The sequence below is a fragment of the Devosia sp. RR2S18 genome, from assembly GCF_030177755.1.
GTDB lineage: Bacteria > Pseudomonadota > Alphaproteobacteria > Rhizobiales > Devosiaceae > Devosia > Devosia rhizosphaerae.
This window is the reverse complement of sequence record NZ_CP126539.1, coordinates 2,010,888-2,029,943: the sequence shown is the minus strand read 5'-3', so window position 1 is coordinate 2,029,943 and position 19,056 is coordinate 2,010,888. Positions and strand designations below refer to the sequence as shown.

Annotated in this window: 19 protein-coding genes and 4 tRNA genes; 9 read left to right on the top strand and 14 right to left on the bottom strand. The window is 60.9% G+C overall.

Annotated elements, in window-relative coordinates:
* Positions 1-56: 56 nt before the first annotated feature.
* From metC to QOV41_RS10165, 3 genes are all read left to right on the top strand, one after another.
* On the top strand, positions 57-1,241 hold the full coding sequence (gene metC, locus QOV41_RS10175) for a cystathionine beta-lyase (protein ID WP_284576360.1): 1,185 nt from the start codon (positions 57-59) through the stop codon (positions 1,239-1,241).
* Positions 1,242-1,334: 93 nt separating this feature from the next.
* Positions 1,335-1,411 (top strand) — tRNA-Pro (locus QOV41_RS10170).
* Between the two features lie 40 nt (positions 1,412-1,451).
* The gene (locus QOV41_RS10165) at positions 1,452-1,757 is read left to right on the top strand and encodes an ETC complex I subunit (protein WP_284576359.1); all 306 of its coding nucleotides are present in this window, start codon (positions 1,452-1,454) and stop codon (positions 1,755-1,757) included.
* Between the two features lie 112 nt (positions 1,758-1,869).
* Here the strand turns inward: QOV41_RS10165 and QOV41_RS10160 are convergent, their stop codons facing one another.
* The 8 genes from QOV41_RS10160 to QOV41_RS10125 all read right to left on the bottom strand — a co-directional run bounded on the left by QOV41_RS10160 (position 1,870) and on the right by QOV41_RS10125 (position 10,719).
* Positions 1,870-3,021 (bottom strand): Gfo/Idh/MocA family protein, encoded by a 1,152-nt coding sequence (locus tag QOV41_RS10160; protein WP_284576358.1) that lies wholly within the window; start codon positions 3,019-3,021, stop codon positions 1,870-1,872.
* A gap of 139 nt (positions 3,022-3,160) precedes the next feature.
* Positions 3,161-4,216 (bottom strand): sugar phosphate isomerase/epimerase family protein, encoded by a 1,056-nt coding sequence (locus QOV41_RS10155; RefSeq protein WP_284576357.1) that lies wholly within the window; start codon positions 4,214-4,216, stop codon positions 3,161-3,163.
* 149 nt (positions 4,217-4,365) lie between these two features.
* Positions 4,366-5,505 carry a Gfo/Idh/MocA family protein gene (locus tag QOV41_RS10150; RefSeq protein ID WP_284576356.1) on the bottom strand — a complete coding sequence of 380 codons (1,140 nt, stop codon included), beginning with the start codon at positions 5,503-5,505 and terminating at the stop codon, positions 4,366-4,368.
* Positions 5,506-5,508: 3 nt separating this feature from the next.
* Positions 5,509-6,258 carry a sugar phosphate isomerase/epimerase family protein gene (locus QOV41_RS10145; RefSeq protein WP_284576355.1) on the bottom strand — a complete coding sequence of 250 codons (750 nt, stop codon included), beginning with the start codon at positions 6,256-6,258 and terminating at the stop codon, positions 5,509-5,511.
* A gap of 167 nt (positions 6,259-6,425) precedes the next feature.
* The gene (locus tag QOV41_RS10140; RefSeq protein ID WP_284576354.1) at positions 6,426-7,508 is read right to left on the bottom strand and encodes an ABC transporter ATP-binding protein; all 1,083 of its coding nucleotides are present in this window, start codon (positions 7,506-7,508) and stop codon (positions 6,426-6,428) included.
* 4 nt (positions 7,509-7,512) lie between these two features.
* Positions 7,513-8,451 carry a carbohydrate ABC transporter permease gene (locus QOV41_RS10135; protein ID WP_415926702.1) on the bottom strand — a complete coding sequence of 313 codons (939 nt, stop codon included), beginning with the start codon at positions 8,449-8,451 and terminating at the stop codon, positions 7,513-7,515.
* Positions 8,448-9,392 (bottom strand): carbohydrate ABC transporter permease, encoded by a 945-nt coding sequence (locus tag QOV41_RS10130; protein WP_284576353.1) that lies wholly within the window; start codon positions 9,390-9,392, stop codon positions 8,448-8,450. The genes QOV41_RS10135 and QOV41_RS10130 overlap by 4 nt, the downstream gene beginning before the upstream one ends.
* Before the next feature lie 85 nt (positions 9,393-9,477).
* On the bottom strand, positions 9,478-10,719 hold the full coding sequence (locus tag QOV41_RS10125) for an ABC transporter substrate-binding protein (RefSeq protein WP_284576352.1): 1,242 nt from the start codon (positions 10,717-10,719) through the stop codon (positions 9,478-9,480).
* A 561-nt stretch (positions 10,720-11,280) separates the two neighbouring features.
* Between QOV41_RS10125 and QOV41_RS10120 the strand changes: the two genes are divergently transcribed.
* Positions 11,281-11,357, top strand: a tRNA-Arg gene (locus tag QOV41_RS10120).
* Positions 11,358-11,594: 237 nt separating this feature from the next.
* Here QOV41_RS10120 and QOV41_RS10115 read toward each other — a convergent pair.
* Positions 11,595-11,668: transfer RNA gene (locus QOV41_RS10115), tRNA-Gly, on the bottom strand.
* Between the two features lie 184 nt (positions 11,669-11,852).
* Here QOV41_RS10115 and QOV41_RS10110 point away from each other — a divergent pair.
* Positions 11,853-11,937: transfer RNA gene (locus QOV41_RS10110), tRNA-Tyr, on the top strand.
* Between the two features lie 183 nt (positions 11,938-12,120).
* Here the strand turns inward: QOV41_RS10110 and QOV41_RS10105 are convergent.
* Complete coding sequence (locus QOV41_RS10105) at positions 12,121-13,782, bottom strand: DUF6600 domain-containing protein (RefSeq protein WP_284576351.1); 1,662 nt, start codon at positions 13,780-13,782, stop codon at positions 12,121-12,123.
* 372 nt (positions 13,783-14,154) lie between these two features.
* Between QOV41_RS10105 and QOV41_RS10100 the strand changes: the two genes are divergently transcribed.
* Both QOV41_RS10100 and QOV41_RS10095 read left to right on the top strand, forming a co-directional pair.
* Positions 14,155-14,409, top strand: coding sequence for a hypothetical protein (locus tag QOV41_RS10100; protein ID WP_284576350.1), 255 nt, complete (start codon positions 14,155-14,157; stop codon positions 14,407-14,409).
* A gap of 63 nt (positions 14,410-14,472) precedes the next feature.
* Entirely contained in the window at positions 14,473-14,703 is a 231-nt protein-coding gene (locus QOV41_RS10095; protein ID WP_284576349.1) for a hypothetical protein, read from the top strand.
* On the opposite strand, the gene QOV41_RS10090 is transcribed toward QOV41_RS10095, so the two are convergent.
* The gene (locus QOV41_RS10090) at positions 14,700-15,209 is read right to left on the bottom strand and encodes a hypothetical protein (RefSeq protein WP_284576348.1); all 510 of its coding nucleotides are present in this window, start codon (positions 15,207-15,209) and stop codon (positions 14,700-14,702) included. The two genes, QOV41_RS10095 and QOV41_RS10090, sit on opposite strands and share 4 nt — an antisense overlap.
* A 162-nt stretch (positions 15,210-15,371) precedes the next feature.
* The gene (locus QOV41_RS10085; RefSeq protein WP_284576347.1) at positions 15,372-16,322 is read right to left on the bottom strand and encodes a nucleoside hydrolase; all 951 of its coding nucleotides are present in this window, start codon (positions 16,320-16,322) and stop codon (positions 15,372-15,374) included.
* A gap of 184 nt (positions 16,323-16,506) precedes the next feature.
* Here QOV41_RS10085 and rlmB point away from each other — a divergent pair, with 184 nt between their 5' ends.
* Together rlmB and QOV41_RS10075 are read left to right on the top strand one after the other, a co-directional pair.
* Positions 16,507-17,262: a 23S rRNA (guanosine(2251)-2'-O)-methyltransferase RlmB gene (gene rlmB / locus QOV41_RS10080; RefSeq protein ID WP_284576346.1), complete on the top strand. Its 756-nt coding sequence runs from the start codon at positions 16,507-16,509 to the stop codon at positions 17,260-17,262.
* Positions 17,259-17,648, top strand: coding sequence for a hypothetical protein (locus QOV41_RS10075; protein WP_284576345.1), 390 nt, complete (start codon positions 17,259-17,261; stop codon positions 17,646-17,648). The genes rlmB and QOV41_RS10075 overlap by 4 nt, the downstream gene beginning before the upstream one ends.
* Here QOV41_RS10075 and QOV41_RS10070 read toward each other — a convergent pair.
* A complete protein-coding gene (locus QOV41_RS10070) occupies positions 17,612-18,358 on the bottom strand; it encodes a polysaccharide deacetylase family protein (RefSeq protein WP_284576344.1) in 747 nt (248 codons plus the stop codon). The genes QOV41_RS10075 and QOV41_RS10070 overlap by 37 nt on opposite strands.
* Before the next feature lie 228 nt (positions 18,359-18,586).
* On the bottom strand, positions 18,587-19,051 hold the full coding sequence (locus QOV41_RS10065; protein WP_284576343.1) for a YaiI/YqxD family protein: 465 nt from the start codon (positions 19,049-19,051) through the stop codon (positions 18,587-18,589).
* Positions 19,052-19,056 lie beyond the last annotated feature (5 nt).

Sequence of the window (19,056 nt, the reverse complement as noted above, 5' to 3'; positions counted from 1 at the left end):
GTCTCATATTTAGCCACTCTGGCCGAACTGATGGAAATCTAAGCAGTGAGCCTAGGATGAGTGACCACCAAAACAGCAAAGACCCTGGCTCCATTGAGACAGTGCTGACCCACCATGGACGCGTTCCGGAAGATCAGTTCGGCTTTGTGAACACCCCCGTTTATCGGGGCTCCACTGTGCTGTTCAGATCTTTGGCCGATATCGAGGCCCAGCAGCAGCGCTTCCTTTATGGCCGCGCCGGCAACCCTACGACGGAGAGTGTCGAATCGGTGATAACCGAACTCGAGGGCGCTTACCGCACCCGCCTCGTGCCGTCAGGCCTGGCGGCAATCACCATTGCCCTGCTCAGTTGCCTCAAATCGGGCGACGACCTCCTGATTACCGACAGCGCCTACGAGCCCGGCCGCAAGTTCGCCGATGGGTTTCTGGAGCGCATGGGCATCACTGCCCGCTACTACGACCCGCGAATCGGCTCTGGCCTTGCGGAACTCATGCAGCCCAACACGCGCGCCGTCCTCGCGGAGAGCCCCGGCTCCATTACCTTCGAGGTGCAGGACATCCCGGCTCTCGCGGCGGCAGCCCATGCCGGCGGCGCCCGGCTGATCGTCGACAATAGTTGGGCGAGCCCGCTCTATCATGTCCCACTGAGCCTGGGCGCTGATATCGTGGTGCATGCTGGCACCAAGATGTTCGTTGGCCACTCCGACGCCTTTGCCGGCACCATATCGACCACGGAAACTGCCTGGGCCGATGTGGAGCGCGTACGCGCGCTGCTGGGGTTCTTCACCTCGGGAGACGAAGCGTTCCTCGTCGCCCGCGGCCTGCGCACCCTCGCCATTCGTATGAAGGAACATCAGCAGCGGGCGCTCGAAATCGCCCGCTGGCTTGAGGGGCAGCCGGAAGTTCTGCGCGTGCTCCACCCCGCTCTCCCTAGCCACCCCGACCATGCTCTCTGGCAGCGAGACTTCACCGGCTCGGGGAGCCTCTTTGGCCTACTGTTGCGCCCTGCCCCGCGCGCGGCGATTGCCGCCTTTGTGGACCACCTCCAGCTGTTCAGTATGGGCTATTCCTGGGGTGGCTACGAGAGCCTTTGCATTCCCGTCGACCCGCGGCGGGCGAGAAGCGCCGTGCCGTGGAACGAGGAGGGCAACCTCTTCCGCCTCCATATCGGGCTTGAGGGTATCGACGACCTCAAGGCCGACCTCGCGGCCGCCCTCGAGCGCTATGCGGCGGCGCGTTAGTGCCGTCGGCAAGCAATCCACGACAATCGCGCGTCTCGGTGCATCCTGCCCTTGCCCTTTGGCGCTGAACAGGCTAACGGAAGCTGGCGATCTCGGAGTGTAGCTCAGTCTGGTAGAGCACCGGTTTTGGGAACCGGGGGTCCAAAGTTCGAATCTTTGTACTCCGACCATCGCCGCCCTTTTGGGCAAGCATCGTGTTGAGGACTTTGCATGACTGCGCGTATTTACCGCCCCTCCGCGAACGTGATGCAATCGGGAAAAGGCAAGTCAAAGCAGTGGGTTCTGCTGCATGAGCCGATGGATCGGCGCGAGATCGATCCACTGATGGGCTATACCAGTTCCAACGATACCCGCCGCCAGATCCGGCTGAGCTTCGATTCGCTCGAGGCAGCCGAGGCTTATTGCCATAAGAATGGGCTGGCCTATTGGGTGCAGCCGGCACATGCGTCGACGCCCAAGCGCGTCAGCTATCCCGACAATTTCCGGCACGACCGCAAGGCGCCCTGGACGCACTAGGCGTTCCCTTTTCCATCCATTATCGACGTCGAACTGTTGCGCAGTTTGGCCGCGATCAGGAACAGTCCGGGCGAAAAGTGCGCCCGAACCGCTGCTTGCACGGAAAAGTCGTTCAGACTTCGCTCAGGTTGGTCCACTTGCCGTCGTTTTTGCTAGACTGCACGGACGCCATGATGAACTCCATACCTTCGATTCCATCGGCCATGCTGGGCAGCAACCCTTCGAAGTCGCCGCCTTCGCCGCGGATCACGGCCGCGAACTGGCTATAGAGCGTTGCGAAGGCCTCAAGGTAACCCTCTGGATGGCCTGAGGGAATACGCACGTTCATCGAAGCCGCCGGCGGCACCGAGATGGAGCCGCCACGCGTCAACAACTGCTTGGGCTTGCCGAATTCGGTGAACCACATGTAGTTGGGATTGTCCTGCCGCCATTCGAGCCCGGCTTTCTCGCCGTAAACCCGCAACTGCAAGCCGTTCTCGCAGCCTACGGCCACCTGGCTCGCCCAGAGCATGCCTTTGGCGCCGCCACCAAAGCGCAGCATAATGTGGACATTGTCGTCGAGTTGCCGGCCCGGCACGAAGCTCGTCAGATCCGCCGACACGGCGTCGGTCTTGAGGCCGGTCACAAAGCGGGCGAGATTGTAGGCATGGGTGCCGATATCACCGATGGCCCCGCCGGCGCCGGAACGGGCGGGATCGGTGCGCCAGGCCGCCTGCTTGTTGTCGTCGTCGGTTGGTTCGGTCAGCCAGTCCTGCGGATACTCCACCTGAACGACGCGGATCTTGCCGAGCAGACCGGACTCGACCATTTGCCGAGCCTGCCGGACCAGCGGGTAACCGGTGTAATTGTGCGTCAGCAGGAACTTGGCCCCGTTCTTTGGCTGGATGGTTGCAAGCTTGCGCGCATCCTCAAGCGTCGACGTGATCGGCTTGTCGCAGATAACGTGAATGCCCGCTTCCAGGAATGCCTTGGCGGGGCCGAAATGCATGTGGTTGGGGGTGACGATCGCCACTGCCTCGATGCCATCGGGACGTTCGGCTTCCGCCCGAGCCATCTCCTCGTAGGAGGTATAGGTGCGGTCTTCAGCGAGACCAAGGTTCTTCCCCGATTCCTTGGCGACTTCCGGCCGGGACGACAGCGCTCCCGCCACCAGATCATAGTCCCCGTCGATGCGAGCCGCGATGCGGTGCACATAGCCGATAAAGGCTCCCGTGCCGCCGCCCACCATGCCCAGGCGAATGCGCCTTGCGCCGTTTTCAGCCATTTCTTGCCTCCTCGTATTGTTTCTGCATTCGGCTGACTTCCCCTCGTTGTCATCCCCGCGCCGGCGGGAATCCATCTTGAAATCTCAGGATGAGCCCCGGCATTCGCCGGGGCGACACGCAGTGGTCGTCGATGCGGCCTCAGCTCAGGCCGAGCATCTTGCGGTTGGCTTCCTGATCCGTGCCGGCGCCAGCGAAATCGTCGAAGGCCTTTTCGGTGACCCGGATGATGTAGCTCTGGATGAGCTCGGCACCTTCGCGGGCACCATCTTCTGGGTGTTTGAGCGCGCATTCCCATTCCAGCACGGCCCAGCCGTCAAAGTCGTTGGCGGTGAGCTTGGAGAAAATGGCGGGGAAGTCGACCTGGCCGTCACCGATGGAGCGGAACCGCCCTGCCCGGTCAACCCAACTCTGGAAGCCACCATAGACACCCTGACGACCCGTCGGGTTGAACTCGGCGTCCTTCACGTGGAAGGCACGGATGCGGTCCTTGTAGATGTCGATATAGTCGAGATAGTCGAGCTGCTGCAGCACGAAGTGGCTCGGATCATAGAGCAGATTGGCGCGCGGGTGATTGTTCACGCGCTCCAGGAACATCTCGTAGGAGATGCCATCGTGCAGGTCTTCACCAGGATGGATCTCGTAGCAGACATCCACCCCCGCCGCGTCGAAGGCATTGAGGATGGGCGTCCAGCGCCGGGCGAGCTCATCGAACGCTTCCTCGACCAGACCGGCCGGGCGCTGCGGCCATGGATATAGGTAAGGCCAGGCCAAAGCACCCGAGAAGGTCGCATGTGCCTTTAGACCGAGATTTTGAGAAGCCTTAGCGGCATTCATCATGGTCTGAACCGCCCATTCTTGACGGGCCTTAGGATTGCCGTGCACCGAAGCGGGCGCAAAGCCGTCGAAGGCAGCATCGTAAGCGGGGTGGACCGCGACCAGCTGCCCCTGCAGATGGGTCGAAAGTTCGGTGATCTCCATGCCGTGGCTCTCAACAGTTCCCTTCACCTCATCGGCGTAGGTCTTTGAGTTTGCGGCCTTCTCGAGGTCAATGAAGCTCGAAACCCAGGTGGGGATCTGCACGCCCTTATAGCCCAGACCTGCCGCCCAACGGCAGATGTTGTCGAGAGTGTCGAAGGGTGCGGTATCGCCGGCAAATTGGGCCAGAAAGATTGCAGGTCCCTTGATGGTGCGCATGATCGTCTCCTCTGCTTTGCTCCATTCGGAGCCTTGATTCAGTGGCGGCTGGTGCCGGTCATAGAACAGGCGGCGGGAGCGCCGCCGCCTGCAAATCAGGTTCAGTCTTTACCGGCCTCCGACAGCTGTCAATGAGGCACGGTCCTCAGCTATTTGAGGAGCGCGCGGGCGTCATCCGGCCCCAGGGCCAATGGCCGCTCACAGGTGGTGCTCAGCGTCAGCACTTCGCCGGTTTCTCCCGCCTTAAGCAAGCTCGTCATCACGTCGACGGCATGCAGTGCCACATCGAGACCGCAACGGGCGGTATAGCCGCCTTCGATCGCCGCCATCATGTCCGCCAGACCAGCCGTGCGGTAATTTGCCCGCGGGGTTGGCTTGTCCTGGTCCTGGTTGATCTTGCCGAATGGGTGATCCCACGGCGTCACCGACGTCTTGGTACCCTCGATGTCGGTGGTTACGAGATCACCGCCAAAGAAGTTGGGATCGGGCACATACATTGTACCTTCGGTACCGTAGAGCTCGATATTATGGTGGCCATGGCTGGCCACATCCCAGCTAGCGCCAATTGTGACGATAGCACCTGAATGGAACTCCATAACGCCGTGGATCGTGGTCGGCGTGCCGACCTTGATCTTGGTGCCCTGGTAAGGACCTGGAGCGGTTACTTCGCGCTCGGTGCGAGCCATATTGGTGAAAGCGGAGACGCGCTTGACCGGCCCGATGAGGTGGATCAGGTCGGTGACATAATAGGGCCCAATGTCGAGGATCGGACCGGCACCCACCTGGAAGAAGAAATCCGGGTTGGGATGCCAATGCTCCATGCCGCGGCTCATCACATGCGTGGTGCCGCTCATGATCTTGCCCAGCTTGCCGCTATCGATGATCTCGCGCGCCTGCTGGTGGGCGCCACCGAGGAAGGTGTCGGGCGCGCTGCCGACCTTCAGATTGCGTTCATCAGCAGCCTGCTTGAGAGCCTTGCCCTCTTCGAGCGTCAGCACGAAAGGCTTCTCGGAATAGGCATGCTTGCCCGCCGACATGATGTCCATCGAGACGCTGAAATGGGTCGCCGGGATCGTGAGATTGACGATCACGTCCAACTCGCTGTTCTTGAGCAGCTCGTCCGGGGTCTGTGCCGCAACGCCAAATTCCTCCGCGCGCTTGCGGGCGGCTTCGGGAACGATGTCAGCGACAGCGCGGACTTCAAGGCCCTTGAACAGCGGCGCGAGCCGCAAATAGGCGCCCGAAATATTGCCGGCACCCATGATGCCGACGCCATAAGTCTTAGCCATGATTTAGACTCCAAAACCTTTGAGCGTATCCATGGAGCGACGTGCGAAGCGTATGGCGTCGCTCGGCTTGTCGTGCTCCAGAACGAAATAGGTGGCCTTGGTCTTGGACTTAACGTCGCCCAGCAGCGTCTTCCAATCCAGCGAGCCGTGGCCCACATCGGCCCAACCATCTTCGTCGGCATTCTGGCCAGCTGGCGCGATATCCTTGACGTGCACGGCGGTAATGCGGCTCCCCAGCTTATCCATCCAGGCGATCGGATCCTCGGAGGCCTTCACGACCCAAGCCAGGTCCATTTCCCACTGCAGATCGGGAGAGGCATCAAGAATGATCTCCATGGGGGTCTTGCCGTCAGCACCCTTGGCGAATTCCCAATGGTGGTTGTGGTAGCCAAAGCCCTTGCCGGCGGTCTTGAATGCGCCTGCGATCTTGGCGAGGCCTTCTGCAAAGCCCTGCCAGTCACCGCTGCCAGTGCGATATTCTTCCGAAGGAGGAGCCGGGCAATAGACGGTCTGGATGCCGACGGTATCGGCAATGCGCAGCGCGGCGTCAGTATCCTGAAGCTGGGCGTAGCCCATATGGGCTGTTGGCATGGTGAGACCGGCATTTTTGAGGCTTTGCGCCAGAGCAGCGGGGTCGTTGAACTGACCGCCCCAACCCTCGACCTGCTTGTAGCCAAGGCCGCTCAGCGTCTTGAGGGTGTCATCGAGCGACGCCTCGTTGCGCGCACTGTAAAGCTGGTACGAAAAGTCCATTTTGGCCTCGTTTAGAATGTGTGGAAGTCAGGTGGCATCGAGCGATGTCACTACGCCTGTGCCCGCACTCCGTCCCGTCGAAAAGCCCGACTGACTGCTGCGAAGGTAAGATTGACTGCACGGCGAGGAAGGACGCCCCCGGAGGGGCGCCCTAGAAGCGAACTAGATTAAATGCGGTTGGTCGATTCCGTGTCGAACAGCGAACCGCGTGCTGGATCGAAGCCGATCAACACCTTCTGTCCAGCGCGGATGTCCACATCGCCGGCCGCACGGAACGTGATCGACTTGCCGGCCAGCGTGGTCCAGGCCAGCGTGTCGGACCCCATGGGCTCGACGATCTCAATCTCGGCTTCTGTGGAGAACGGCAGGGCCCGCGCGTCTTCGCCCAAAACGATATGCTCGGGACGCACACCCAGAACGGCATTGCCATTGGCGGGGCGCCCACCGGTGAACTCATAGCCGGCATAAGGGACGGCCGTGCCATCATTGGCCACAAAGCCATTGTCGGTCAGCTTGCCTTCGATGAAGTTCATCGAGGGGGAGCCGATGAAGCCGGCCACATAGAGATTGACGGGCTTGTGGTAGATGGTGTGCGGGTCCGACAACTGCTGGATGATGCCATTCTTCATGATGGCGATCCGGTCGGCCAGCGTGAGCGCCTCGATCTGGTCGTGCGTCACGTAGATCATGGTGTTCTTCAGGCGCTGGTGGAGGCGCTTGATCTCGACGCGCAGATCGGAGCGCAGCTTGGCGTCGAGGTTGGACAGCGGCTCGTCGAAGAGAAACACGTCCACGTCCCGCACCAGGGCGCGGCCGATAGCAACGCGCTGGCGCTGACCGCCCGAGAGTTCCACCGGCTTGCGGTTGAGCAGCGGTTCGATCTGGAGGATCTCAGCGGCGCGCTGGACGCGGCGATTGACCTCGTCCTTCTTCATGCCGGCGACACGCAGGCCAAAGGAGAGGTTCCGCTCCACGGTCATCTGCGGATAGAGCGCATAGGACTGGAACACCATGCCGATGCCACGGTCCTTGGGCTCTTCCCAGGTGACGTTCTTGCCACCGATGAAGATCTGCCCGTCGGACACGTCCAGAAGCCCGGCGATACAGTTGAGCAGGGTCGACTTGCCGCAGCCCGAGGGCCCCAGCAGAACGATGAACTCGCCCTGGGCGATGTCGAGGTCAAGGTGCTGGAGCACCTTGACGTTGCCGAAGTTGAGCGAGAGATCGCGAATGGAAACGCTATGCTGCATGTCTTTAACCCTTGACCGCACCAGCCGCGATGCCGCGGACGAACAGGCGACCTGAAACAAAGTAGATGAAGAGCGGCACGAGACCGGTAAGGATGGTCGCCGCCATGTTGACGTTGTATTCCGGCGAGCCCTGGGCCGAGTTGACGATGTTGTTGAGCTGCACCGTCATCGGATAGTTCTGCGTACCCGCAAAGACCACGCCGAACAGGAAGTCGTTCCAGATGCCGGTGACCTGCAGGATCATGGCCACCACAAAGATCGGCAGCGACATGGGCAGCATGATCTCAAAGAAGATCCGCCAGAAGCCGGCGCCATCGACGCGAGACGCCTTGAACAATTCCACGGGTAACGCCGCAAAGTAGTTGCGGAACAACAGCGTCAGGATCGGCATGCCAAAGATCGAGTGGACGAGGATGACGGCCCAGAGGCTGCCGAAGATCCCCATTTCGCGCGTCAGCATCACCAACGGATAGAGCATCACCTGGTAGGGGATGAACGAGCCGAAAACGAGAACGGCGAAGAAAAGCTCGGACCCTTTGAACTTCCAGTTGACCAGCGCGTAACCATTCACCGCTGCGATGAAGATGGAAACGATGGTGCTGGGGATGGTAATCTGGACCGAATTCCAGAAACCGGGATTGAGGCCGTTACAAGTGAGGCCCGTACAGGCGCTGAACCAAGCCTTGTGCCAGGCTTCGCCCGTCGGCTCGATGGGCGGCGCAAAGATGTTGCCCCAGCGGATTTCCGGCATCGTTTTGAACGATGTCGTGATCATCACATAGAGCGGGAACAGGAAGTAGAGCGAGGCGAAGAGCAGGATCGAATAGATAACGATCTTCTTGGGCGTGAAGAACGGCTTTGGCCGGGGACCACGCGGGTCGCTGCTAGTGCTGGTATGACGTGCCGGGGGAGCCCCGGCGGGCATGGTTACGGTGTCGCTCATGAGCGGCGGCCCCTTCCGCCGAATTCAAGATAGGCCCATGGAATGATGATGATCACCACGGTCAGCAGCATCATGGTGGATGCAGCCAGGCCCTGGGCGATATTTCCGGCGCCGAACATGTAGTTGTAAACGTACTTGGCGGGCACTTCCGAGGCGATGCCCGGGCCACCATCGGTGAGCGCCACGACAAGGTCGTAGAGCCGCACAATGCCCGAGCCGACGAGCACCACGGCGGTCACGAAGACGCCGCGCATCATCGGCAGGACGATAGAAAGGTAAGTGCGCCAGGTGGGAATGCCGTCAACGCGTGCGGCCTTCCAGATTTCCCCGTCGATGCCCCGCAAGCCGGCGAGCATCAGCACCATGACAAAGCCGACGCCTTGCCAGAGACCGGCGATCAGCAGCGCAAAGAGCACCATGCGAGGATTGTTCAGCCAGTCGAAGCTGAAGCCCGTCCAACCCAGGTTCCGCATTGTTCCCTGCAAACCCAGCGTCGGGTTCATGATCCACTGCCACACCAGACCCGTCACGATGAACGAGAGGGCAAAGGGGTAGAGCATGATGGTGCGGAAGACGTTCTCGAACCGGATCTTTTGGTCCATGAGCACGGCCAGCAGGAAGCCGAACACCATGGTGAACACCAGCGAGAAGGCGCCGTAGATCACCAGGTTCCAGACCGACACGTTCCAGCGCGCAGTGGCGAAGAGACGCTCATATTGCTGGAAACCGACGAAATCCCCGGTGGGGAGCAACCGAGAATTGGTGAACGAATACCAGACCGTCCAGATCGTACAGCCGATAAAGACGACCAGAACCGTCGCGATCATCGGCGCAGCTGCGATCTTCGCAGAGAGATTGCGAACAAAGGTGTTGTGCAGGAAGCGCGATACACCGCCCGCGGCGCGACCTTTACGCGCCTGCTGGACCGCCAGATCCGCCATGTTGTTCTCCATAATGAGCGGCCGGCATGGAGGACCAAGCCGGCCGCCGTACAGTGACTAAGGACTGTACACTACTCTAAGGCTGTTAGTCAGCCGACTCGATGATCGAGGCATACCGGTCGATATAGGTATCGACGGTGATGCTGTCGTCGTTCAGGAACTCGATGTTGAGATCCTGCAGCTGCTGCTGGGTGTCGCTCGAGAGAGCAAAGTCACCCGAAGGCAGCAGGCCGTTGTCGAGCAGCTCGAGCGCCTTCTGCATGCAAGCGTTGGCCTGCGACAGATCGATGTCGGTGCGGATCGGCATCGAGCCCTTCTTTAGGTTGAAAGCGAGCTGGGCTTCCTGGCTGATCAGCGTGCGGGCGAGATCGGCCTGCGCGTCGAGCACTTCCTGGTCGGTGCCTTCAGGCAGAACCGGGAAGTAGAAGGAGTCGCCGCCACCCGAGATCTGGTCACCCATGCCGAGGGCTGGCAGACACTCATAGTCTTCGCCGGGCACGCCGCCGGCGATCTGCAGGTCTCCCTGGAGCCAGTCACCGTGGATGTTACCGGCAGCTTCGCCCTCGAGGAGCTGGTTACCGACGTCGGCAAAGTTTGGCAGCATCATCTCGGACGAGACGACCTGACGGACTGCATCCCAAGCTTCGGCGTAGCGGCGGAAGTCTTCGCCGCGGACTGCTTCTGCATCCTTGTCGCGGTTGATGGCGAGCACGAGGTCGCTACCACCGATGGCTGCCTGCATGGCGCCCGGAATGCCGGCGATTGGCCAACCCGAAGCGAGGCCGAAGGGCAGGATGCCGGCTTCTTCCAGCGCTGGCCAGCTGGCAACGTACTCGTCCCAGGTGGTCGGAACCGGCTGACCGATTTCCTCATAGGCAGCAGTGGAGAGCCACAGCCAGTCCCAGGAGTGGATGTTGACGGGCAAGCAGTAGATCTTGCCATCATAGGTGCACGGCTCGAGCAGGGACGGATCGACGTAGAAGTCCTGGGCACCCAGTTCCTCGACGATCGGCGTCAGGTCGCGCATCAGGCCGGCCTGGATGAGCTCTTCGGCGTCACGGCCGGTGTTCATCTGGGTAGCGCCCATCGGATCACCACCGATAATGCGACTGATGATCACCGGGTTGGCACCAGTGCCCGAACCGGACAGGGCGCTGTCCACCCAGGTGTTGCCAGTCTGCTCTTCGTAAACGCGAGCGAATTCGGCGACGGCAGCGGCTTCACCAGCCGAGGTCCACCAGTGGGTGACTTCGAGTTCAGCGGCATGGATGGCCGTGGAACCGAGCAGAGCGGTCGCCATAGCGGCAACCACCGTAAACTTCTTCATAAGGGTATCCTCCCAACGATCACTTGGAGCCTTGCGCTCCCGCGAAACTGCCAGCCGCAAGGCTACCTTCTTGTGAGGCATCCCGAGCTGGCTGCGTAATCGGCTGCATCGCTCCCAACGGAAATCTCTGCAATCGATTTCATTAGTTTGTTACACGTGCTGCGGACCTGTCAAGTTTGTTTTGGCAAGATCAGGTGAGCAGGATCAGCTACACGTCTAGCGAAGATCGATGCACCCTAGATTCTCTTTCATGTACAATTAATTAGCACCGGCGGCGTCGCGTCGTTGGACATCGCGAGCACCGCTGCGGACGGTGTGGTCAGCGCCTCTTCAATCGTTTTCGGCGGAGAAATTCCGCTGCTTCGGAGAGCCACCTTGAGGAACGTAACTCATTTCTCCACAGCATTCGCGTTCAGCCAGCTCTGCTGGAGTTGCATCGATCGACCTTGCCATGCGGTGCAATCCAAATTGACCGCAGAATTTTAGAGCGGCAGCGCCGGCTTTGCCCACAAGGCGGTTTTCTTTGCGTCAAAATCAGGTAAATGGTCCCTGCCCTGCTACGGTCCCGTAGCTCAGCTGGATAGAGCAGCAGCCTTCTAAGCTGTTGGTCGCAGGTTCGAGTCCTGCCGGGATCGCCATCACCTCAGCTCCTCGTCGCCGTCGCAACAACAGCAGCAGCAGCGGCGTGTGACTCCAGGGCAGGTTCCCGTTTCCACCAACTCTCGTCCTGCGCAGAGACAAAGATGCCAGTCAGGGCGAAATTCGTTGGGTCGGTAAATCTGTTCGTTCGGGAAGCTAAAGCACCAGGCCCGCCAATCGGATCGAAGCTGAGATCTTGTTGCTCAACACCTCGCCCGCGAGGTCTCTCGCGAGGATGGAGCGGGTAGCGGGAATCGAACCCGCATATTCAGCTTGGAAGGCTGCTGCTCTACCATTGAGCTATACCCGCGGCCGAAGCCGGCATTTGGCAAATAGCCTGAGAGCGCCCGGGCTGACAAGCCCCTGCGCGTGCAACCACCGATTTCTTGCGAGCGGGCGTGGATGGGGTGTTGACACACTGTCACGAGACCACCATAAACCGCCCCGACGACGCGCTCAGCCGTTTCGTTTCCTGCCCGATGATGTTGTTCAGTGGAGGGGTGGGAGAGTGGTTAAATCCATCAGACTGTAAATCTGACGCCTTAGGCTACACTGGTTCGAATCCAGTCCCCTCCACCAGCACCTAGCGCGAATCAGCGCAGACCTTTGGAACGCCGGCATCCTCCCCTCACTACAGTGCCGTGCATTCCCTGAGTGCCCCCTCGCATGCACGACATCATAGGCACCTCACTGGCGCAAAGAAACGCCGGAGAGACCTAAGTCCCTCCGGCGCAGGATCTGGACTAGTGTGGTTGCGCCCACTTAGGCGGGGACGCAGACACCCTCAGGCGAAAGAACCTGACCTTCGGGGCACTCTACCGGTGCGGCAGGCGCAGCCTCCGGCGCGGCTTCCTCGGTCGGCTCTGCAGCGGGCGCGGCTTCTGCGGCCGGCGCGGCTTCTTCGGCCGGGGCAGCCTCGACAGGAACTTCTTCTGCTGGCGCCTCGGGGACGACTTCCTCGGTGGCGGCAGGAGCAGGTTCCTCGGCAGGGGCAGCTGCTTCTTCGGGAGCCGCTGCCGGGGCAGCTTCGGTTGCCGGATCGGCAGCTTCACCCTCGCTGGCCGCATCGGTCGCTTCCGCCTCTACAGCGGCATCGGCAGAAGAGGCATCATCGGCGGGGGCGGTCTCGGTGGTCACCTCAGCGTCTGCTTCTGCCTCCACCTCGGTTGTGCCCTCGGCGTCTGTCGCTCCGGCCTCGTCCGTTGCAGGAACGCACTGGTCACCTTCGAGGACTTCGCCCTCTGCACAGGTTGTCTCCTGGGTGGCAGCGTCTTCGGTGGCAGCTTCACCTTCCTCTGTGGTGGCAGCTTCGGCGCCATCGGCCTCCGTAGCAACTTCTTCTTCGGTGGTCGTAGCAGCAGCAGCGTCCTCGCCTTCGGCGGCGTCATCAGTCTCTGCTGTCACGTCACCCTCGGCGGTGCCTTCGCCATCGACGGTTTCGCCACCATCCGCAGCAGCATCAGCTTCGGCGGCAGCTTCAGCATCTGCAGCGGGTTCATCGGCTGCGGCATCGTCCGTAGCCATCGCATCTTCGCCGGCGGGAGTGGCTTCATCGCCCGCCGTCTGACCGGCAGTGCCACCCTCCTCGGTAATCACTTCCACAGCCTGCTCTTCCTCGACAGCCTCGGCTGGAGCCGCTGCTTCATCGGGGGGCGCCAGCTCGGCACGGAACAATTGGACAGTGCCCTCTTCCTCCTGCACGCTTGCCGCACTGAAGTCCTGGGTCTCCGACACGTTATAGACGGTGATCTCCTGGTTGATCTGCTGCTCGATGTAGTTCACCTCGAGCACATTGTTGACCACCACGTCACCCTCGACCCGGACCGGCCCCAGGAACTCCGTTTGTTCGTAGTAGTCGGCCTGCTGCGAGCCGAACATGATGCTGACCGAGAGGTTCGGCTGCACGAACTCACGTACCGGCACGTAGACCCAGCGGCTTTGCGGCAGGTCACCACTCGATATGTTGAGGGATATCGAGAACCCCTCTTCTTCGGGCGGCAATGGAGCCCAGCCGACGATGTCACCACCGCGGCGCCAGCTCACCCAAGCAGGAGCCCACTCGGTTCCGGGGACCCAGCACCAGCCAAGGCGATCATCGTCGAGCCAGCGGCCATAATGATAGGTAGCCCAGCCAAAGGGTTCATCGGAATCCCAGTACCAGCCATAGTCGGCCAGGTAGAGCCAGCGGCCATTGGTGTATGGCTGCCAACGGGTGTCAACGCCGGTAGGGCAGAATACATAGCGGTACTGCGGGTGGCGAACCCAGACCCCGTGCGGCTCCAGTTCATCGAAGAACGTATTGAAGCTGATGCTCACCGACTGTGCCTGAGCTTGGCTAACGGCCAGGGGACCTACGGGCGCAATTGCCGCCGTCGAGAGCATAAGTGCTGCAGCCGCCAAGGCCAGTGTGTTGGACTTTTTCATCTAATCCTCCGAATTGCTGCCGCTGAAAGCCGCTCGTCTGCAGGAGCCGACTCAGCGATCGGAAGAGAACCTTCTCGGCGCGGTGTAGTTCCGCAGCGGAATCAATAATAATATTTCTTAATAGATGATAACGATCATGTTAATCGAAGCGTAATACGCGGGGTTGTGCTGTTGGCGAGAAGCTCAACAGAAGATATCTCCGCCCGTTCAACTTGCGGAGCCCTTCCAACAAGAGAAGCGGCCCTCCTCCATCAGCTTGCTGGGTAAAGTACAGGCCGCTGATGTGCAGCCACATTCCAAGAAGCGCTCAACACAATGGGAACGAAACGGCGCTCGCGCCATTCGCAGACTCACTAGCGAGAAGGAGGCACTTTGGCCAACCCAGACAACAACAACCCTGCCAAACCCAGCACCGATGCACCCACGCCCGAAGACACGCGACGTGCAACCCAGGAGAACCAGGACGCGAACCGCCCTGACCAGCAGCAGCGCATTCCGCGCAAAGACCAGGTCGTCAATGACAACAGCGATCCGCGCTACGCTCTTACCGACACGGAGGAAACGGAACTGCCGCACAAGGAATATGAGAACCAAGAGGATCGCATCGACGATCTGAAGAACAAGTAGTAGCCGCGGTGCCGCAATGTGCCCGGCCTCCGAGTACACTCCAATCGGGCGCATCGAAACATCATGGTTGAGCGGATCGACCCCGCAATCGCAGCAGAGCTTTACGACCTCTACTCAGAACTACAGCTGATCTCGTCGCGCGCGGCCTCGGCCTTGCGCCTCGCGGCAAACTGGGACGCACCAGTGGACGATATGCTCGCGCGGTTTCGAGATGCGGAGGCGCGTGCCACCGCTGTATGGGCCCGCATAGCCGAACTGCAGGCCGCGATCAGCGAAGACGACGGACCGCCTTAGCGCGGCCGCTGGAAGCTGGCCTCGATCCGGTCGACGATCGGGTCGAACCGCGCCTTGTCATCCTCATCATAGCTGATTTCGAATGCGGCGAAGGTCTCATGATCGGGCGACATCAAGACCTTGGAGTAGAAAATGAGGGGCTCAACGCCCTGCCCTTCCGCCCCATAGAATCCCGAGAGCACGAACCAGCTATTGCCACCGACCTGATAGGTGATGCTACGCACCTGCTCGCCCGCAGACAGTCGCGCCGCGAACTCGTCCAGCGTGAGGCCTGTCGCCGGACCACTATAGATACTGAGTTGGCCACTACCGCCCAATTCTGCGAGGGTCAGCCCACCTGGAACCTCGGTGTTGAGTGGCTCAAACAAGCCCAGCGGCAAGTCTACCGAAAATCCGACCTCAGGATCGGTATAGCGGGACCACTCTATGGCCGTCTGGGATAGCACCGAACTCGGCATGGCGAGAGCCACCACCAGCACCGCGCCTCGAACTACAGAAACCATCATCGTTCACCTCTCGATTGCCTTGGCAACGTCGAGGGGGGCGAAGTGATCCATCACATAGGGGCAGCTTCGCAGCTCGTGCCAAATGGGCTAGAGCCTGCAGCTGGAGGCGCGGGCGCCTGATGGACCAGGCGAGCCGAACCCAGCCCGCCTGATCCGGGTCTCCTATTGTCTGGTGCCGGTGTAGGCCACTGAAGCCGCATAGATCTGGACGACCCGCTCCACCTTGGCTTCTTCAACCAATGTCACCATGGGCGTACCCAGCCGTCCTGACGGATCGACTACGGTCATCCCACGCGTCATACCGGGCGCAAGCGACACATCAACCGAGGCCCGCATCGTCTTGCTGACAATGGACGGATCCACCACCACGGCTGCCGCGAGCGGATCGACAAAGCGGAAGGTGTCGCCGCCGCCATAGCTCTCGGTGGTCTGCCGCGCATGCTGCAGCAGCGCCTTGGAGAAGGCCTTTTCTGGTCCTTCAGGCAGAGTGTCGAATAAGGCCGCAGCCGCTGGGCCCGTCATGTTGTGGGACATGCAGGGCTCCCACGGCACCACCACGATCTCGATATCGGCCGCAAAGACCACAGCTGCGGCCTCCGGGTCGGCATAGATGTTGAATTCAGCTGCAGGTGTCGTGTTCCCCCGGCCATAGACTGTGCCGCCCATGATCGTTAGCTGCCCGATGCCGTTGATGATCGACGGCTCGAGCCGCAGGGCCATTGCCAGATTGGTGAGCGGCCCAATCATCAGGATGTCGATCTTCTCGCCCTTGTCGCCCGCCGTGCGGAAGCTCTCGCGCAGGAAACCAATGGCGTCCTCGCTTGCGGGGCTCGCGGTGTGCAGCGGGCGCGGCGCGCCACCCAGCCCATCCTCGCCGTGGATGTACTTGGCGTCGATGATCTTCTGCGTCAGCGGGCGGTCCATGCCCTTGTGCACCGGCACCTCGGCCCCGGCGACAGCCAGGGTGGAGAGGATGTTGCGGGTAGCCGCGTCCAGCCCCACATTGCCGAAGACGGTGGTGATGGCATCGGGTGTCTTGCCCCCGGCAATGAGCATCAGCAGCGCCTGGGCGTCGTCCACGCCGCCATCGGTATCAAGGATCAGTTTGGTCAACTCGGGGAGCCTTTCATTTTCTCTTGGCGCCCTCCCTAGGTGAGGTGGCTGCGCCATCGCAAGTCCATTCACGCGAGACCCGCTCAACGCTAGCAATGCGCTAACCAATTCGGCCCGGGTGCGATAGCGGTTGGAATGTTGGCAGACGCTTGCTGGTCTCCCACAAAGACGCTACCCCTCAGCCATGAGCATCAACAAATTTCCGCCCAAGCCGCGCTACAATCCCGACGACGGTCCGGTCTTTCTATATGGCCTGCACACCGTACGGGCTGCCTTGGACAATCCGCACCGGGTCAAGAAGAACCTTCTGGCAACGCCTAACGCCTTGCTGCGTCTTAAAGAAACAGGCGACCTCGGCAACGTCCGACACCAGGAAACGACGCCCAAGGAACTCGAGCGGCTGCTTGGCGCCGATGCCGTCCACCAGGGCGTGGCGCTTGAGGTCGACCCGGTGAGCCGCTTCGGGCTCGACGACATCTCGCCCCTCCGCCTCGTTGTCGTTCTTGACCAAATTACCGACCCTCACAATGTCGGCGCCATCCTCCGCACGGCCTGCGCCTTTGGCGCCGACGCGGTGATTACCACGGCCCGCCACTCCCCGCGCGAGACCGGCGTCATGGCCAAATCGGCCTCCGGCGCCCTCGATCTCGTGCCAATGATCGAAGTCCGCAATCTCGCCGACGCGCTGGAAAAACTCAAAGGACGCGGCATGTTGGTGCTCGGCTTTGATTCAGAAGCTGAAGCGCCGCTGCGGCCGCGCAGCTCTGGTCAGCCACTCGCCATCGTCATGGGCGCCGAGGGCAAGGGCCTCCGCCAACGCACCCGCGAGCTGTGCGATGAGATGGTCAAGCTCGATATGCCCGGGCCAATCAAATCGCTCAACGTCTCCAACGCCGCGGCAATCGCCCTGTTCGCCGCCACCTCCGGAAATGCCCCATGAGCCAGTTCGAGCCCTTTGCCATGGCCCTCCGCCTCTCCGGCGTCACTATCAGCCAGAGCGATTTGGAAGTCGCCATCAAGCAACTGGCCAGCCGCTGGGAACAAGAAGATGCCGACAGCCACTATGCTCAGATAGATCTGCCCGAGCGCAACCCGGTGCGGTCAGTGCTCGATTTCGCTGAACAGTCTGGCCCTGCGATAGCGGCCATGCTTGAGGATCGTCGCATTGGCAGGGCCGTGCTCGACATCGCCTTTGATTACCCCGAGGAAGGCGAAGCCATGTCCGCCCGCCTCCCCGCTCACATGGTCGCAGCCATCGCGGCACAGGGGATCGATATCGAAGTTTCGGTCTACCTGACCGATGTCGAGGAAGGCGACGAGGACTGAACCGCTGCAGCGGCCGGAGCTTCTGCGGTGACGAGATCCCGGGCAAAAATGCCGCCATTCTTTGGCACAAGCCGAACAACGGAATAACCTCGTTCCGTCAGCGCCTCGAGGAACCTGGGCAGCAAGTCCACAGTACGCTCGTGGATGTCATGGAAGAGGATCACCCCGCTGCCCCGCGCCTCCAGCCGGTCCAGTGCCCGAGCTGCGACCACCTCCGGCGTATCTTTGTAGTAATCCTTGCTGTCGATATCGACATCGAGCACCACGATGTTGCCCTGCAGCATGCTGGTTCGCAGGAACCCGGTTTGCGATAAATATGGAAAGCGGAAGAACGGCGACAGCGTCTGTCCGGACGGCGCCAGAGCGGCCGCCACTGCCCTTTCGCCGCGGGCGATCTCGTTGATCGCTTCCTGTCGACCAAGGGTGCTCAGATCGACGTGATCGAAGGTATGGCTGCCCACGGTATGGCCACTAAGGGCGACACGCTGTGCAAGGCGCGGATGGGCCTGCGCCGCCGACCCCAGCATCAAGAAAGTAGCCTTCACGTTGAAGGTGTCGAGAGTGGACAGGATGGCGTCGGTACGCCCGGGGCGCGGACCATCATCGAACGTGAGCACCACCTCGCCAGGCTGCAGGACGATTTCGCTGGTAGAGGCCACCGCGAGTGTGCGCCCCCCAAGCTGACGAGTGGCAAAGATTCGCTTTGGCATGGGCTGTACCGGGAGATAGCTGCGCACCGGGCCGATGCTGTTGGTCAGGACTGAAGCGTCAGCAACTTCTATCGGTGAAGGCGGCTTTGCACATCCGGCAAGAGCCAAGCCCACAAACGCACATGCGACTACAAAACGGGAAACCAACACCGAAGAACTCTGCCCCCTTGAGAACTTGGCAGAGTTTTTCTGATTATGGTTAAAGAACCGCTCACGAGAACTTAAGCATTACTTACCAGAGAGTGCAACGGCACGCCGACATAGGGTATCCAGCGCACTTAGAAACGCGGATCGATCAGCAGCGGTGAAGCCACGATTGTAGCCCTGGATCTCACCGGTTTCGCGCAGATGCTGCTTTAGGTCTCGCATAGCGAGTGCCATTCCAATGGATGCTTCGGTAAACGGCTTGCCGGTAAAACCCAGCACATGACATCCCTTCTGGAGTGCCCGGCTCGCCAGGGGAATATCTGCGGTTAGGACAAGGTCGTTCTCCCGGGCTGCCTCAACGATCCAGTCGTCTGCCGCGTCGGCGCCGGCAGGTACAACCACGACTTTGATCATGGGGTCTCGTGACGGGCGAATACCGCCATTGCTGACGAAAACGATCACGAGGCCCAGCCGCTCGGCCACCCGAATGGCTTCGGCTTTCACCGGACAAGCATCAGCATCCACGTAGATCTGCGGTTTTAGCATGAAGG